Origin of the sequence: Streptosporangium sp. NPDC000509, from assembly GCF_042898365.1 — a bacterium.
Classification (GTDB): Bacteria; Actinomycetota; Actinomycetes; order Streptosporangiales; family Streptosporangiaceae; genus Streptosporangium.
Map to the genome: position 1 here is coordinate 1 of NZ_JBIAYX010000023.1, position 13,574 is coordinate 13,574.

At 67.1% G+C, this 13,574-nt stretch carries 14 protein-coding genes; 7 read left to right on the forward strand and 7 right to left on the reverse strand.

What is annotated here, in order from left to right; translation table 11 throughout:
- A partial coding sequence (locus tag ACFY3D_RS33410) for a dihydrofolate reductase family protein (protein WP_389987031.1) occupies positions 1–284 on the forward strand: 284 nt, incomplete at its 5' end.
- Here ACFY3D_RS33410 and ACFY3D_RS33415 read toward each other — a convergent pair.
- From ACFY3D_RS33415 to ACFY3D_RS33425, 3 genes are all read right to left on the reverse strand, one after another.
- Positions 268–657, reverse strand: coding sequence for a hypothetical protein (locus ACFY3D_RS33415; RefSeq protein ID WP_389987034.1), 390 nt, complete (start codon positions 655–657; stop codon positions 268–270). The two genes, ACFY3D_RS33410 and ACFY3D_RS33415, sit on opposite strands and share 17 nt — an antisense overlap.
- A gap of 139 nt (positions 658–796) precedes the next feature.
- On the reverse strand, positions 797–1,711 hold the full coding sequence (locus ACFY3D_RS33420) for a hypothetical protein (RefSeq protein ID WP_389987037.1): 915 nt from the start codon (positions 1,709–1,711) through the stop codon (positions 797–799).
- Between the two features lies 1 nt (position 1,712).
- Positions 1,713–2,177, reverse strand: coding sequence for an RNA polymerase sigma factor (locus ACFY3D_RS33425; protein WP_389987344.1), 465 nt, complete (start codon positions 2,175–2,177; stop codon positions 1,713–1,715).
- Between the two features lie 212 nt (positions 2,178–2,389).
- Here ACFY3D_RS33425 and ACFY3D_RS33430 point away from each other — a divergent pair, with 212 nt between their 5' ends.
- A complete protein-coding gene (locus ACFY3D_RS33430) occupies positions 2,390–2,758 on the forward strand; it encodes a hypothetical protein (RefSeq protein WP_389987041.1) in 369 nt (122 codons plus the stop codon).
- A 150-nt stretch (positions 2,759–2,908) separates the two neighbouring features.
- On the opposite strand, the gene ACFY3D_RS33435 is transcribed toward ACFY3D_RS33430, so the two are convergent.
- The 4 genes from ACFY3D_RS33435 to ACFY3D_RS33450 all read right to left on the reverse strand — a co-directional run bounded on the left by ACFY3D_RS33435 (position 2,909) and on the right by ACFY3D_RS33450 (position 7,652).
- Positions 2,909–3,511 (reverse strand): DUF6461 domain-containing protein, encoded by a 603-nt coding sequence (locus tag ACFY3D_RS33435; RefSeq protein WP_389987044.1) that lies wholly within the window; start codon positions 3,509–3,511, stop codon positions 2,909–2,911.
- Positions 3,512–3,602: 91 nt separating this feature from the next.
- Entirely contained in the window at positions 3,603–4,187 is a 585-nt protein-coding gene (locus tag ACFY3D_RS33440) for a hypothetical protein (RefSeq protein ID WP_389987047.1), read from the reverse strand.
- Positions 4,188–4,340: 153 nt separating this feature from the next.
- Positions 4,341–6,329 (reverse strand): tetratricopeptide repeat protein, encoded by a 1,989-nt coding sequence (locus ACFY3D_RS33445; RefSeq protein WP_389987050.1) that lies wholly within the window; start codon positions 6,327–6,329, stop codon positions 4,341–4,343.
- Between the two features lie 483 nt (positions 6,330–6,812).
- Positions 6,813–7,652 carry a helix-turn-helix transcriptional regulator gene (locus ACFY3D_RS33450; RefSeq protein ID WP_389987053.1) on the reverse strand — a complete coding sequence of 280 codons (840 nt, stop codon included), beginning with the start codon at positions 7,650–7,652 and terminating at the stop codon, positions 6,813–6,815.
- A 215-nt stretch (positions 7,653–7,867) separates the two neighbouring features.
- Between ACFY3D_RS33450 and ACFY3D_RS33455 the strand changes: the two genes are divergently transcribed.
- From ACFY3D_RS33455 to ACFY3D_RS33475, 5 genes are all read left to right on the forward strand, one after another.
- Positions 7,868–8,812, forward strand: coding sequence for an SDR family oxidoreductase (locus tag ACFY3D_RS33455; RefSeq protein ID WP_389987056.1), 945 nt, complete (start codon positions 7,868–7,870; stop codon positions 8,810–8,812).
- A 46-nt stretch (positions 8,813–8,858) separates the two neighbouring features.
- Positions 8,859–9,416, forward strand: a complete 558-nt coding sequence (locus tag ACFY3D_RS33460) for a hypothetical protein (protein ID WP_389987059.1) — start codon at positions 8,859–8,861, stop codon at positions 9,414–9,416.
- Positions 9,417–9,755: 339 nt separating this feature from the next.
- Entirely contained in the window at positions 9,756–11,315 is a 1,560-nt protein-coding gene (locus ACFY3D_RS33465; RefSeq protein WP_389987062.1) for a protein kinase, read from the forward strand.
- Positions 11,316–11,755: 440 nt separating this feature from the next.
- Positions 11,756–12,721 carry an FkbM family methyltransferase gene (locus tag ACFY3D_RS33470; RefSeq protein ID WP_389987065.1) on the forward strand — a complete coding sequence of 322 codons (966 nt, stop codon included), beginning with the start codon at positions 11,756–11,758 and terminating at the stop codon, positions 12,719–12,721.
- 195 nt (positions 12,722–12,916) lie between these two features.
- A complete protein-coding gene (locus tag ACFY3D_RS33475; RefSeq protein ID WP_386209040.1) occupies positions 12,917–13,570 on the forward strand; it encodes a response regulator transcription factor in 654 nt (217 codons plus the stop codon).
- Positions 13,571–13,574 lie beyond the last annotated feature (4 nt).

Consider the following 13,574-nt stretch of genomic DNA (forward strand, 5'->3'; position numbering starts at 1 on the left):
CCGTCGGGGAACTCAAGGCGCGGCCAGGAAGGGAACTCCAGATCCACGGGAGTGCCCGGCTCGGCGGCGCCCTGCTGGCGGCGGGCCTCGTCGACACGCTCCGGCTCGTCGTCGCCCCGGCCGTGACCGGTTCCGGACGGCGGCTGTTCGACCATCCGAGCCGACCCGTCGGCCTTCGACTCCTCCGCCACGAGGTGACGGCGAAAGGCCTGCTGCTGCTCCAGTACGAGGCCGCCGGCGCCGCCCCGACAGCGGAATACGAGGGCGTCACGGCCTTCGTCTAGCGGAGAAACGCGGTTTCTTGAGCAGCTTGCGGAAGACCTCGCTCGCCTTGCCGGGGTCCTTCGCGGCGAGTCGTTGCAGTATGTGGAGGATGACGTCGTCGCCGCGCAGATATCCGCTGACCACCTCGCGATACCGGCCGCGGGCGATGAGCGCGGGGTCGGCGAAGACCTCCTGGAGCAGGTCGAAGTCCGGGGGGAAGCCGAGGCCGTCCTCCTCGTCGAAGAGGATCGCGACCATCCCCATCTGAGGGAAGCCGGGATCGGGCAGGTCGGGCGGAGTCCACGGGCCGCTCCTGCTCCCGGCCCGCTCGTAGTCGTGCCGGTAGAAGGCGAGCACCTTCGCCTTCACCTCGTCTCCCGGTACGACGACCATGTCGCTTCCGTAGAGGTCGACGAAGAATTCGCGTTGGGCGGCTTGAAGGTGGCCGGTGGCGGCGTTGAGGTGCCCGGCCGGCCAGGTGTCATACGGGTGGGTCTCGCCGTGATCCGAATGCTTGCCGAGGGTACGCGTGCTAGGGGCGAGGCCGGTCCAGGTTGAACGCCACGTCGGCCAGACGGATCGTGCGCACCCTCGGGTCCTTGAGCAACTCCCGCAACTCGCGAACCGAGCTGAGCTGGTCCACATAGCCGTAGGCGAGTCCGGCTTTGGCCGCCTCGCGCAGCCGATTCAGGGACAGATCGAAGGAGCGCAGGTTCGCGTCGTCGTGGTCACGCAGCAGGCCGACCCAGTCGCGGAACTGCGGCAGGCTGCCACCGCACATCTCTTCGGTCATGTCGCCGCTTATGCCGAGTTCCATCGGGTCGGTCCAGTAGTCGAAGCCCCAGGTGATCGGGAGGGAGCCGGGCCTGCGCTCGTACACGATCCGTTCGGCGCAGGAGCCGTGCCGCTTCATGAACGCCTTCAGATCCGCCTCGCCGAGTGGCTGCTCGAACTCCACCACCGCGAGCGCGCTGAGGTCGGCGGGCAGCCGGGCGAGCACCGCGCGCACCTCGTCCTTGGGCGCCAGCCTGGTGCCGACGTTGAACAGGGACTGGGAAAGCCTGGTGTTGGAGGTGTGGCCCAACGGCAGGCGTCGTACGTGGCCGAAGAAGTCCTGACCGATCGTGTGCGACTCGCCCCCGGCCGGCCAGGCTCCGACAGGTCCTATGGGACGTGCCACCACCTCGAACGACATCGACAGGGGCGAGGTCTGGCAGCAAGGGTCGATCGTCACCGTATAGGCCGGGTTGTAGATCTTGAAGGCGGTGCCGAGCACGGCCTGCATGCGGTCTTCCCGGTCGCCGCGGGTCTGCAGCAGGGACGAACCTTCGGTCGCCGCCACCGCGAGCAGCGCCAGGACGGCCAGGACGATGGCGACCGTCCTGAAGAGTCCTCGCCGGACCGCACGCCGGGTGCGCTTGGGGTCGAAGTCTGGCAGGTCTGGCATCTCAGGCATGTTCATCGGCTCTCCCGTAGAGGTCGGCGAAGGCGGCTCTCGCCCGCCACACCGCGGTTTTGATCGAGTTGTGCGACCTGCCGGTCATTGCGGCCACCTCCACCATCGAGAAGCCCTCGAAGTAGACCAGCGTGAGGAGCCGGCACTGCTGCTCGGGCAGCCGCTCCAGCGCGTCGCGAACGTCCAGTGATTCCACGTGAAGTGGCGGCACGCCCAGCTCGTCGGGGTTCGGGAGGGCGAGTTCGCGGCGGCTCCTGCGTACGTGATCCACCAGGGTGTTACGCGCGATCGTGAGCAGCCACGCCGCCGCGTTCTCCCCCCGCCAGCCGAGTAGTGCCCTGGTCGCCTTGATGAACGTCTCCTGCGCCAGGTCCTCGGCGAGATGCGGATCGCGGGTCCTGCGCAGAAGGAACCCGCACACGAGCGGCCAGTGCTCGCGGTACAGCTCCTCGATGATGTCGCCCCCCGAACGGTTTCGATTGTCACGTCACATGCAGACGCGACCGCGGCGGGAATGGTCACACGGCTTGCCGGTCAATGCGCCGGAAGCATGACATCGCAACAGGGGCAGGGGCGTGCTGAAGTTGGTGGACACCTGCCCTCTGAAGAACTCTGACGTGCGAATCCGCCATCCCGTACGTTCACCTGACGTCTCGATAGGATGGGTCGATGTCCTGGACGCTCGAAACTCCGGGTGGCGAGTCGCTTGACGTCAACGCGTGGAACTGGCGACCGACTCTGGAACTACTGGAGAGATCCGGCCTCCTCGACGCCGACACGACCGAAATGCTGGGTTACAACATCGCCGTGGAACTGACCGGTGAGCAGGCCCGGCGGATCGCCGCTTTCTTGGACACCTACCTGGCGACCGCTCCCGCCGAAGGCCGAGTCCTCCTGGACGGATCGATCGTCACGGAACCCGACACCTACGAGTTCCACCGCGACGACCTCGGACGCAACTATTCCGCGATGGTCGCGTGGCTGACTCGCTTCCGCGATTTCTGCCGCACCGCGACGGACGGCTTCACCGCCTACTGAACCGCTCGGGTGCCCAGGGCCCGGCGGTCCCGGGTTCTGGTGCGGTACGGCAACGTTGAGCGGTTGGCCAGGTGAGGCAGCCGTTCTCTCTACCGAGTCGAATTCTGCGCCGTAGGACCCCCCGGCTTTGCGTGCCGTGACGTCCCGCTCCTACGACTGGAAGGCCCATGCGTTTCGGGGAATCACGTAGAACGTCTGGCGGGCCTCGATCCAGTCGCGATCGATGGGATGTCCGGTCATTCGGCCGATCAAGGTCAAGGCGGCGTCGATGCTCTCCTCCACATCGGCACCCTCCTCGTACCCGAGGACAAGCCCTTCCATATACGGGTCGAGCGCCTGGCGATCAGGCCCGCTGCGGTCCTCTGGAAACGTGAAGTCCATTGAGACCAGAACGCGTCCATCTTCTGCGTAGATCAGCCGCTCGTCACCATTGGCGCTCCAGCCGATTCCAACCGCTCGCCCGGCTCCGGCGGACAATGCCTCAAGTGTCGAATACCGAGTGCAGTCCAGTCCGTTGAGCTGCAGGATCATTGTCCAGGCTCCGGCCGGACCGATGAGGACCGCGCCTTCATCGAAGTCGTGGTCTCCCTCTTCGTGCATCAGCTCGTCGACGGTGGACGCGTAGGCGCTGTCAAGGTCTGCTCGAAGGCGACGCGCGGCCTCCTCGCAGGTCAGGCCTTCGCACCAAGCCGCGCGGAAGCCGAAATCCTCGCTGTCGAGGTCGTATTCATCGAGGAGATCGTAGAGTTTCAAATCGTCTGTCGTATGGATGGCGGGGTTCGCTGGACAAGCTTTTTTGTCCAAGTTCTGGAGATGGCTATCGCCGCAGGATGAACATCGAATGTCAGTCAACGATGTCGACACCGCTTCGCGCCTCAGGGCGACGAGGAACGTCAGTGAGGTTGCGGCGACGGATCTCGACCAGGGTGTGGGTGGCAAAAGCGTAAGCAGGACTGTAGAAGAAGGGTGGAATACCCGCCCCTGTGCCGTTCCTGTAACAGGAGTACTGGTCGGGAAGAGACAGGGGATCGGTCGGCGGGCATTGGGTCAGGTCCGACCAGGGGCCGACGATGTTGGCGGCGAGGTTGACCACCGCGAGAATTCCGAGAAAGACCGCCAGGGCCAGAGTGGTTCGATCCCGCCACCTTCGCCGGAGCAAGGCCGCCACGGCCACCATGGATACGGGGAGCGCGAAGGCCAGCACGACGACTTCGACATCCCACAGCACCTGCATGATGTCCACGCCGACAGAGCCCAGATAGCCGATGCCAAGGCCCTGCGCCAGAGGGAAGATCCCGATCCCGTCGCTGACGTGGAAGTCGTAGTAGAAGAGACCGGTGCTCGCGATGGCGTCGCTGCCGAACCAGGCCATGACCGAGGGGAGGAGCGCGAGCAACGCGGCCGTCAACCACCACCGCTGTAACCGCATCTGTCCTGCTTCCCGCCATCAGCACCGGATGAGACGAGAAGCATGTCATGTGGACTTCATGGACCGTCCGGAGTTCACGGTGTAGCGGCCGGGCGAGCACCCCTTCGACGGTCTCGAGCGGTCCTGACGCCTCCCACCACTCCCAGCTGTCGTTCACCGTCTCCGAAACCATCGCCTCCACGCTGAGCGTCTGGCGTACTTCGCCCAATGGGCATGGTCGGCGCGGACGACCAGTGTGGTGGGGTGATCCGGCCCCAGCAGCCGCTCGATCATCGGCCCCAGCACCGCCAGCTGGTCTCGGGCGTCGACGGTGTTTCCCGTCTGCCCCGTCAAGGATGCGAAGGAGAAACGGACGGCCAGCGTGGTGGGGTGTTCGGGACCCAGGGCTCGCTCGATTACCGGCACCAGCACCGCCAACTGGTCCATCCCACCGGCCGCGTCCCCCGCCTCGCTCATCCACATGGCGAGGTGGAAGCGACTGGTCAGCGTGGCCAGATGCTCGGAACCTCGCACTCGTTTGAACACCGGTATCAACATCGTGAACTGGTATCGGGCGCCGGCCGCGTCTCCCGCCTCTCCCGTCCAGCGGGCCAGGTGGAACCGAGCGCCCAGGGTGATGGGATGCTCAGGGCCTACGACCCGCTCAAGCGTCGGTACCAACGCCGACAATCGGTCCCGGGCACCGGCCGTGTCCCCGGCCTCTCCTGTCCAATCGGCGAGAGCGCTGTGGATCTCAAAGGTGACGGGGTGCTCAGGACCCCGTGCTCGTTCGACCAGGGGGAGCAGTGCCGCGAACCGGTCTCGGGCATCGGCCGGGTCACCGCTTTCCCCGCTCCAGCGGGCGAGGCCGACGCAGGCGTTCAAGGTAATGGGGTGCTCGCACCCCAAAGTCTGCTCCAGCACCGGCACCAGCGTCGCGAACCGGTTTTGAGCGTCGGCCGGGTCGCCGCTTTCTCCGCTCCAGCGGGCAAGGTTGACACGGGCGTTCAGGGTGATCAAGTGCTCGCAACCCAAAGCTTGCTCCAGCACCGGCATCAGCGCCACGAAGCGATCCCGCGTCTCGGCAGCAGGGGTCTCCGCTTCCCCCGCCCAGAAAACGAGATTGGCGCGGGCGTTCAGGGTGACGGAGTGCTCAGGGCCCAGGACCCGCTCCAATATCGGTACCAGCGCCGTGAACCGGTCGCGGGCCTCGGCGGCGTTCCCCGCTGTTCCGACCACGCTGGCGAGGTTGGCCCGGACGTCCAGCGTGGTGGGGTGATCCGGCCCAAGCAGTCGTTCGGTCATCGGTTCCAGCTCCGCCAACCCATCCCGGGCCTTGGTGATGTTCCCGATCGTCCCGATCAGGGAGGAGAGGTTGGCGCGGGCGGTCAAGGTGTCGGCGTGTTCGGGACCCAGGGTCTCGTGCATGACAGCGTGGCGCCGGCCTTGCAGGGACAGGGCGGTGCCGTACGCGCCCCTGTCGTACAGGTACTCGATGACGGAGTCCATGGTGGGGGAGTCGAGGGCGAGGACGGCGCGGGCATGCGCCAGCAGGCTCGCGTAGGTCGGCCACGAGGAGGGGTGCCCTGAATCGGAGGGGAGCGCTGCCTGTAGCAGGGCGGCCGCGGTGGCTTCGCAGGCGGCGTGCTCGTCTTCGGTCAGTCCGGCCACGATGACGGTTTGGACCTGACGGTGCACTCTTACCAGCAGGCCATCCGGCGACCGGTCGATCACGCCGTAGGAGACGAGCAGGTCCAGCGCGCCGTCCAGGGCGCTTTCCTTGGCGTCCTGAAGCCCGTTCAGCGCCGCGCGCGGCAGGTCCTCGGGCGCGTAGCAGACCAGCACTCGCAGCGCGCGGATCGCCAGGGGGTCGGCGTGCTCGATCTGTGGGCACGTCAGCGCCCACACCCGGGCCACCGCCCCGTCGGCGTCCGGGACGCCGTCAGAAGTGGTGCGCAGCAGACGCAGGTAGCCGACCAGGTCCGCACCGGGAGTGTTGGCGATGTAGGCACCGGCTTGCCGAAGCGCCAGTGGTGATCCTGCCAGCTCTGCGGCCAGCCGTCCGGCCTGCTCCTCGGCCTGGGCGCGGTCGGGGCCGGCTGCGGCACCGATCGTGGACAGCACCAGTTTTACCGCGTCCTCAGGGGACAAAGAAGTCGACACTCTCCAACCTTGTCGTCCGAGGATGACAACCCACCACGATGACGCATATCCGTTATCTCACTCGCCCCAGTCGCAGCGCGACCGCACCCGAAGGCAGTTCAAGGCTTCGTCGTGTCAGGTCGGATTGTCCACCGGAGCGTTTTCGGCAGACACGGCGATTAGCCTGTCCCCTGGAATGGGGTATTTCACTCACCTTTGGTGCAATCGCCCTCTGGCGAAGTGGGCCGAGTGGTCTAAGGTCGGGTCTGGCGGTGGTGGCTGAATTGCGAGGTCTGTAGGAAGCATGCTGGTTTTGGGGAGGATATGCGGCTTCGGGCCCACGGCTGGGTCGCCCATCAATGAGCGGGCCGAAAAGGCGACCATGATGATGACGATGACCAGGACGGCGGCCGCGCTGATTCCGACCGCCTAGCATTCGCGCCACCTGCGGATGTCGGCGTCGTCCCGTAGTGAACCGTCCACCGGGATCGGGGCACGACTTTTTCAGTGGAGGGTCTGGGTGCCGATGACGGAGAGCAGGTTCAGCTTGTCGTGGCTCTCGCTGCCGGGAACGGCGGTGTAGACGAGCAGCGAGTGGGCTTGGTCGGGGTCGATCAGTCGCTGGCAGGTCAGCTCCAGGGCTCCGACCTCGGGGTGGACGAAGTGCTTGACCTCGTGGGGGCGTATCCCGATCTCGTGGGCGTCCCACACGCGCCGGAACTCGTCGCTGCGGGCGAGGAGCAGGTCGGCGAGGTGCGCGGCTCGGGATCCGGGGCCGCGGAGGGTGGCGATCTCGCGCAGTCCCGAGGCGAACATCCGGGTGAGGAACGGATGTTCTTCCGGCGCGTAGAGATCCCGTGCGGTCGGATCGGTGAACCACCGGTATCCCAGGCTGCGGGCGGGCCCGGTGTATCGGGTCGTGTCGCCGGTGAGCGCGACGCCCATCGAGGTCTGCCGCAGGGTCTCGCCGAGCTCGGTGACGATCTCCGCGGGAGTGTCGTCCAGACGGTCGAAAATGCGCAGCAGGCCGGGGCTGATGTGCTCGCCGACCCCGCCGCGGGCGGGTGGGTTCTGCCCCGCGAGACGGAACAGATGGTCTCGCTCGTCGAGCGAGAGGTGCAGGCCCTGGGCGATCGAGGCGAGCATCTGGCTCGACGGCCGCGGTCCGCGTTCTTGCTCAAGGCGGGAGTAGTAGTCGGTCGACATGTGGCACAGCGTCGCGACCTCCTCGCGCCGTAGCCCGTTCGTCCTGCGACGGGGACCGCGCGGGAGGCCGACGTCCTCGGGTTGCAGCACTTCTCGACGGCTTCGGAGGAACTCCGCCAGCCCGGCGCGATCGATCATGGCATTCCCTCCGCTCGCGGTGCTGTTCCGTTTCTATCGTCCTCGCGCGACGGCAACCACGGACCGTCGATCCCCCTCTCGGAGGTCTTGGAGGTCTCGGAGGTTTCCGAGGTTTCCGAAGTGGGCGAGGCCGCATCCATGGATCGGTGGTCCCTGGAACATCCACGCCGCCTCCGGGACCGTGGATCCAAGACGACACCACAGGGAGCAGAGCAATGTCGCGTCAAGCAATCGACATCACCATTCCGGACCTGTCAGGAAAGCGCGCGCTCGTCACCGGCGCCAGCGACGGCATGGGGCTGGGCATGGCCGCGCGACTCGCCGCGGCCGGCGCGGAGGTCGTCATGCCCGTCCGCAACCCCCGCAAGGGCGAGAACGCGATCGCCGCGATCCGCCGGAACCTCCCGAACGCGAAGCTCTCGCTGCGCGGTCTCGACCTGTCGTCGCTCACGTCGGTCCAGGCCCTCGGAGAGGCTCTCCGCGAGGAGGGGCGGCCCATCCACATCCTGATCAACAACGCGGGCGTGATGACCCCGCCGAGCCGGCAGACCACGGCGGACGGCTTCGAACTCCAATTCGGCACCAACCACCTCGGCCACTTCGCCCTCGTCGCCCACCTCCTCCCGCTGCTGCGCGCCGGTCGTGCCCGCGTCACGTCGCAGGTCAGCATCGCCGTGAAACGCGGCGGCATCAACTGGGACGATCTGAACTGGGAACGCGACTACGACGCCATGCGCGCCTACCGGCAGTCCAAGATCGCATTCGGGCTCTTCGGTCTCGAACTGGAGCGTCGCAGCAAGACCCATGGATGGGGCATCACCAGCAACCTCTCCCACCCCGGAATAGCCCCCACCAGCCTCCTCGCCGCCCGCCCTGAGCTCAGCCGTGACAAGGACACCGGCGGTGTCCGCCTGATCCGGGCGCTCTCGGCTCGCGGCATCCTCGTCGGCACCGTCGAGACCGCGATGCTGCCCGCGCTCATGGCCGCGACCGACCCCGATGCCAAGCCCGGCGTCCTCTACGGCCCCAAGGGGCTGGGCGATCTCGGCGGCGCACCGGCCGAGCAGCGGATGTATTCTCCGCTACGCGGTACGGACGACGCCGAGCGCGTCTGGCGGATCTCGGAGCAGCTCACCAAGACCGTCGTTCCGACTGCTTGACCCACGCCGAGGCTCTACGGGGGTGCACATCAGAAAGATCGTCTTCATGCTGGCGTTGGGCGCGGTCGCCTGCACTCCCGACGCCTCTCCGGCAAGGCAGGAAACCGGCGTGCCGGCCTCGTCCTCGCCCGCCACCTCGGTAACCGTCGAGTGTGAGGCGACGGTCGGCGGAGAGCAGGTCCCCCCTGCCGGGTTCGAGATCATCGGTGGTGCGGTGGCACTGCCGACGAGCCGTGATCGATCACATGCCCTACAGGCCGGCGAGGTGAAGCTGCCTGACGGGAAGACGGGATTGTTCGCGAAACAAGGGCTGCTCGTACGGCGGGGCGAGCTCGTCGAGCTGATCGTTCCGGAGAATCTTCGGGACCGGTTCTGGATGAAATGGGGCAGGCCGGAGCCGCTGGGCGACCACGTGATTGTCGATCGCTGCGACTCGGACAAGGAATGGCCGGCATTCGCGGGTGGCTACACCGTCCGGCGTGCTGCCTGTCTTCCGGTAGATGTCCGAGTCGGGAACGGTGAGCTGCACCAGGTGCACATCGGTATCGGGGCGCCGTGTCCGGGACAACGGCCCGCGCCCGAGGCCGATTCGGGCTCTGGCTGAGCCGGCGGCTCGCAGGTGACCGGGACGCCGGGCTGCCGCGAGGTCGGGTTGGCGGCAGCGGTGTAGAGAGTTCTGGATAAAAAATATCCTCATATATCCGTCAATGTCGTTTATGTCTGCTTAGACATTGAGAGACGTGCCAAAAACGGGGCTAAGTTTGTTTCAGTGAACGACTGAGGCGTGAACTCCGCGAGAGGTGTCGGCGGGCGTGGTAAATGATCAGGAAGGCCTGTTTCCGGACTTAAGGGATAGACGGCAAGGGCTTAATCTGTCATCCGAAATCGCCGCCGGACCGGTCGAAAACAAACAGGAAGCCCCTGATCCAGACGGCGGGCGGTTGTGAGCAGGCGGACGATCATCGGAGCCCGTTACGAGCTGGACCCTCTGTCGCGTCGCTCGGGAGGAATGGGCGAGGTGTGGTTCGGCTACGACAACCGCCTCGACCGGCCGATCGCCATCAAGTTCATCAGGATCGACAAGCTGCCCGACGGCCGCGAGGACGAGGAACTCGCAAGACGCTTCGTGCGCGAGTCACGGATCACCGCCCGGCTTGAGCACCCGGGGGTCCCCACGGTCTACGACTGCGGATCGCACGACGACGACCTCTACCTCGTCATGCAACTCGTCAACGGCGCCCCCGTCTCCTCGCTTCTCGACGAGACACAGGTGCCCGTCGCCTGGGCGGTGGCGATCGCCGCGCAGGTCTGTTCGGTGCTGGCCGTGGCCCACTCCAACTCCCTGGTGCACCGCGACCTCAAACCCGCCAACCTGGTGCTCTGCCCCGACGGCACGGTGAAGGTGCTCGACTTCGGGATCGCCACCGCGCTGGCCGGTACGGAGACGACCCGGCTCACCAGAACAGGAGAGATACTCGGCACGCCGGCCTACATGGCACCGGAGCAGGCGATGACCGGAATCGCCGGTCCGCAGAGTGATCTCTACTCTCTCGGCGTGATCCTGGACGAGATGCTCGCGGGCGAGAACCAGTTCGCCGCCCCCACCGCGCTCGCCTCGATGCGCAACCACACGGACGTCCCGCCCCGGCCACTGCGCGCCAGAAGGCAGGGCATCCCCGAAGGTCTGGAGCGGCTCGTCCTGTGGCTGCTCGCCAAGTCGCCCGAGGAACGGCCGGCCAACGCGGGGGTGGTCTACGAGCGGTTGCTGGACTTCTGCCGCGAACTGCCGCCCTTTCCCGGCTATGTGAACCTGGACGCGCCGCACCCGGTGCGCATGTACGCCGCGGTCGTCGGACGCGTCGCCCCCATGGGAGCGAACCGGAACCGTCGGCCCGCCGATCCGGTACGGCCGCCGCGGATCAGGCTCGCCGCGGAATCGGCGCAGATCGGAGGGGACGATCTTGAACGTGCTCGCAGGGACGCGAGGAAGCTCAAGGTGGAGTCCCGTTTCACCCAGGCGGCGGATGTGCTCGCGGAGGTGATGCGCCCCGCCGAGGGTTCGTTCGGCTCGGCCAGCTCCGAGGTGGTGGACCTGCGGATCGAGCTCGCCGAGGCGCTCTTCCTCGGCGGGGACTACCGCCGGGCGGCGCCCGAGTTCCGCCGGCTGGCGATCGACGTGGCCCAGGTGGAGGGACCCGGCAACAACCTCGTACTGCGATGCCGGTTGATGGAGGCGAACTGCCACGCGGCGGTGGGGGAGATGAGCCTCGCCCTGACGCAGTTTCGCGAGCTCCTCGCCGACGAGAGGCGGTTCGGTGCCGACGAGGAGCGGATCTTCGAACTCCGGCGTCAGATCGGGCTGGTGGAACTCGGTTCGGGTCACCGGACCCAGGCCAGGCGCACGCTGGGGGACCTGCTGGGCGACCTGGAGCGGAAGTACGGCCCGCAGCACGCGGAAGCCGGTAAGGTCCGCGCGATCCTCGAAGCTCTCGACGATCGATGACGCCTCCGCGACATCGACGTCCTTCACCGTACGAATAAGACCAGAGTCCTCGGTTCCGGAAGATGCCGGAAAGTCCTGATGGTCAAATGTGCCGACGGCCGGCCGTTGCCGGAGGCCGGTGGATTCGGCCCCACCCGCAGCCTCGATCGTGATGGGCCGGTTATCGGCTCGCGTTGGCGATCGAAAACAGGCTCAATGAGCACATTGCCCTGATCGGTGTCGAAGGAGCGTATCGGGGCAGGGGGGCAGCGGGAAGAGACCCGGATCTATTTCGGAAGGCGGCCGCGCTCCTTGAGACCCTGGATGACTCGGACATCGCTGACCTCTGGCGAGGATCGGCCCGTTGTTCGCCACGCGCGCCACACCGAAACGTCCTTCGCCGACATCCGTCAACACAATGATGTCAGCGTCAAGTCAAGGCTTATGTCATGGTCATGTCGATGAAGCGACTGCGGCAGGATCTCGCCGTCGGGGTGATGCGGGCGGCGAGGGCGGCGAACAGGAGCCGGGTGACCCGTACCCTGCTGCGCGGCCGTAGCGTCCGGCGTTTTCCCTTGGTCAACCGGCTCTATCACACGGTGTTCCGGCTGGGGGCCGCCACCGGGAATCGCGACGCCGAGGCGCGCTACCGGGGCGTCGTGCTGACCGGCCCGGTGTGGGACGCGACGATCATGCCCTCGATCTCGGCGGGATACTACGAGGAGTTCGAGGTGAGCGTCTTCGAGCGGCTGGCCGCGTGCAGTCGTTCGATCCTCGATGTCGGGGCGAACATCGGCGTCTACGCCTGCACCGGCGGGGCGCACCTTTCGCGGGACGGCAGTCTGATCGCCTTCGAGCCGGTGCCGGAGAACCTCGCCTACCTGCGGCGCAACGTGGAGCGCAACGATCTGACCGGTTGTGTGACCGTGGAGCCGGTGGCCGTGGGGGCGTCGGCCGGAGAGTTGACGGTGCATCTGTCGGGTGAGCAGTCCGGCAAGCACTCGGCCGCGGCGGCGAACGTCGGGACGTCCGCGGGGACGATCACCATGCCGATGACGTCGATCGACGCCTATTTGGCCGACAATCGCCTCGGCCCACCCGACATCATCAAGATCGACGTCGAGGGGTACGAGGGCTTCGTACTGCAGGGCGCGGCCCAAACCCTGACCGCCCTGCCGACGCTGCTGTTCGAACTGCACCCCGAACTCCAGGCGAACTGCGGCTGCGACACGAGCGAGCTCCTCGACCTCGTCTTCGCCCGCTATCCCTGGGTCTTCCTGGTGGACGAGCTGAACAACGTCCTGCGGCCGTGTACGCGAGCCGACCTCGACGCCCCCGGCGCGATCGGCCTCTACCGCTCCAACCTCGTGGCGGTCGGCCGGCAGGAGCACCGGGACGCGCTCCGGCAGTGGCACGACCTCGGCTGAGCGCCGCCGTATCCGGAGGTAGGGCGGGGGCTTCCTCCGGGGAAAGGTGGATTCGTCGGAGGCGAGTCCATGTCCCGGACCGGGTGCCGGGTGCCGGGTGGTGACGAGGCGTACCCCCGCGCGGTCACCCCGGCGGCGACGGTGTGGCACGGGCGTTAACGCCACTGTTACCGGTCGTCGGATACGACTTCGATCATGCGAATACTGGTGGCGGAGGACGAGCGGGACCTGGCCGACCTGGTGGCCATGGGGTTGCGCCGGCACGCGATGGCGGTCGACGTCGCGTACGACGGCGAGGCCGCGATGGAGCGGCTCACCGTCAACGACTACGACGTGCTCGTGCTGGACCGGGACCTGCCCGGGATATCCGGCGACGTGATCTGCCGGGACCTGGTGCGAGCCGGGGCACGCACTCGCATCCTGATGCTGACCGCGGCCGCGTCGATCCCCGAGCGGGTCGCGGGCCTGGGGCTGGGCGCCGACGACTACCTGCCCAAACCCTTCGACTACACCGAGCTGGTGGCGCGGGTACGTGCCCTGGGGCGGCGTAGCCAGGCAGCGCTGCCACCGGTGCTGGAACGCCACGGGATCGTGCTGGACCCGCAGCGGATGCAGGTCTCCCGCGACGGCCGCTTCCTGAGGCTGTCGTTGAAGGAGTACGCGGTGCTTGAGGTGCTGATGCGGGCGAACGGGACCGTGGTCAGCGCCGAGACGCTGCTGGAGTCGGCGTGGGACGAGCACGCCGACCCGTTCACCACCGTGGTACGCGTCATCGTCAGCCGGTTGCGCGCCAAGCTCGGCGACCCGCCGTGCATCCACACCGTGCCGGGCGCCGGATACCTGCTGTGAGTCG

Excerpts from the sequence above, each read along its gene's own strand:
- ACFY3D_RS33430 (WP_389987041.1), top strand. The coding sequence starts at position 2,390 with ATGTCCTGGACGCTCGAAACTCCGGGTGGCGAGTCGCTTGACGTCAAC.
- ACFY3D_RS33415 (WP_389987034.1), bottom strand. The coding sequence starts at position 657 with ATGGTCGTCGTACCGGGAGACGAGGTGAAGGCGAAGGTGCTCGCCTTC.
- ACFY3D_RS33455 (WP_389987056.1), top strand. The coding sequence starts at position 7,868 with ATGTCGCGTCAAGCAATCGACATCACCATTCCGGACCTGTCAGGAAAG.
- ACFY3D_RS33440 (WP_389987047.1), bottom strand. The coding sequence starts at position 4,187 with ATGCGGTTACAGCGGTGGTGGTTGACGGCCGCGTTGCTCGCGCTCCTC.
- ACFY3D_RS33470 (WP_389987065.1), top strand. The coding sequence starts at position 11,756 with ATGAAGCGACTGCGGCAGGATCTCGCCGTCGGGGTGATGCGGGCGGCG.
- ACFY3D_RS33450 (WP_389987053.1), bottom strand. The coding sequence starts at position 7,652 with ATGATCGATCGCGCCGGGCTGGCGGAGTTCCTCCGAAGCCGTCGAGAA.
- ACFY3D_RS33460 (WP_389987059.1), top strand. The coding sequence starts at position 8,859 with ATGCTGGCGTTGGGCGCGGTCGCCTGCACTCCCGACGCCTCTCCGGCA.
- ACFY3D_RS33475 (WP_386209040.1), top strand. The coding sequence starts at position 12,917 with ATGCGAATACTGGTGGCGGAGGACGAGCGGGACCTGGCCGACCTGGTG.
- ACFY3D_RS33420 (WP_389987037.1), bottom strand. The coding sequence starts at position 1,711 with ATGCCAGACCTGCCAGACTTCGACCCCAAGCGCACCCGGCGTGCGGTC.